Raw genomic sequence first — 1,838 nt, forward strand, 5'->3', positions numbered from 1 at the left:
CAGAACTTGGTGATGGATGTGCGGGGATTTGGCAGAACCCTCGAAATTTCCTACCCTTGGAAGTGCAAACTCACCGAGGGTTCGGAAAGATGTTCGAAGATCCTGCCGAGATTGACTTTAGACCAAGCGCGAGCGCGACGCGACCCGGCCGGGAGATCGGGTCGTGACGCGGCGCACACGCTTGGAGCAAGCCGAGCACATCGCGGCGGCCGAGATGCGGCTGGCGACGGGAGAGACGCAGCGCGGCGTGGCGGCCGCTGCGGGGATTGCGCGCAGCACCTTGCGGGACTGGTGCGGGGAGGTTCCGCGCGGGGATCCGCCGACGGGCTTGACGGCCTTCGCGCGCACCCCGGAGGGGATCGCTTGGTTACATCGGATGGTCTTGGCGGCGCATTTCAGCCTCACCTTGCGGGCGGCGGGCGGAACCCGGCTGGTGAGTGAGTTCCTGGAGCTGAGCGGACTGTCGGCGTTCGTCGGGGTCAGCGACGGCGCGCCATATGCCCTGAATGCAGCCCTGGAAACAGCCGTGGTGGCCGTGGCCGAGGCGCCGCGCACGGCGCTTGCTGAGGGCCTGGCGCCGCGTGCGGTGACGGTGTGCGAGGACGAAACCTTTCATCCGGGGATCTGCTTGGTGGCCATCGAGCCGGTGTCGAATTTCATTCTGCTGGAGCACTACGCGGCGGATCGCACCGCGGCGACCTGGACGGCGGCGCTGAAGGACGCCGGCACGGGGCTCGCCGTGGAGGTGATCCAAAGCACCGCCGACGAGGCCAAGGCGTTGCGCCGGCATGCCGAGACGGATCTCGGTGCCCACCACTCCCCGGACCTCTTTCACGGCCAGCACGAGGTCTCCAAAGCCACCTCCTTGGCGTTGGCGCGCGATCTGCGCCAGGCCGAAGCCAGCGTCGCCGCCGCGCCGAGACACTGGGAGGCCGAGCGCGCGGCGCAGCAGGCGTTCGAGGCGCGCGTGCCGCGCCCGCTCGGGCGTCCACCCGCCTTCGAGACCCGCCTTCAAGTCGCCCTGAGCGCGCTGGTCGCCGTCGAAGCCGAACGCGACCGCGCACGGGAGCGGCAGAACGAGGCGCGCGCATTGATCCGCGAACTCGGTGTGTTGTATCACCCGTATGATCCGGTGGATGGACAGACGCCGCCGGTGGAGCGCGTGGCGGCGCGCTTCACCGAAGTCTGGACGCGCCTGAAGGGATTGGCCGAGGCCGCCGACCTATCCGAACGCGCCCGCGAACGCATCATTAAGGCCGAGCGCCTGACCGTGCCATGGCTCGCCACGCTCGCGTTCTTCTTCGCCACCGTGACCGCCAGGGTCGAGGCCCTCGCGCTGTCCCCGGAGTTGGAAGCGGCGGTCCTCAAGCAACTCATCCCCGCCATCTACCTCGAGCGCGTCGCCTCCCGCAGCACCGCGGCCGAGACCCGACACCGCGTACAGGCGGTGAGTACCGCGTTGTTCGACGCGCTGCGGCGAGCCGATCATCCGCTGCCGCGTCTCGCGCCCGCGGATAGCGCTCGGGTCGAACAGGTCGCCGGCGCTTGCGCCGATCTGTTCCAACGCAGCAGTTCCTGCGTAGAAGGACGCAACGGCCAACTGTCGCTGCATCATCACGGGCGTCATCGTTTGAGCGACCGCAGGCTCGCCGCGCTCACGGGTGTGCACAACTTCCACATCCGTCGCGCCGACGGCACGACCGCCGCCGAGCGCTTCTTCGGGCGAACACACCCCGCGCTGTTCGAGCAGATCCTCCTGCGTGTGCCCTTGCCGCCGCGACCGCGACGCCGACGGCCACGCCCGCCGAAACGACCCTATCTGATGCCGGTCGCGGCCT

Annotated in this window: 1 protein-coding gene; it reads left to right on the forward strand. The window is 69.0% G+C overall.

Annotated features, from left to right (window positions below; all coding sequences use genetic code 11):
• Positions 1-163: 163 nt before the first annotated feature.
• Positions 164-1,838, forward strand: a 1,675-nt coding sequence (locus CKO27_RS23705) for a DUF6399 domain-containing protein (RefSeq protein WP_200377374.1), incomplete at its 3' end; no start/stop codon positions are given.

It is taken from the genome of Thiocystis violacea (assembly GCF_016583575.1).
Taxonomy (GTDB): Bacteria; Pseudomonadota; Gammaproteobacteria; order Chromatiales; family Chromatiaceae; genus Thiocystis; species Thiocystis violacea.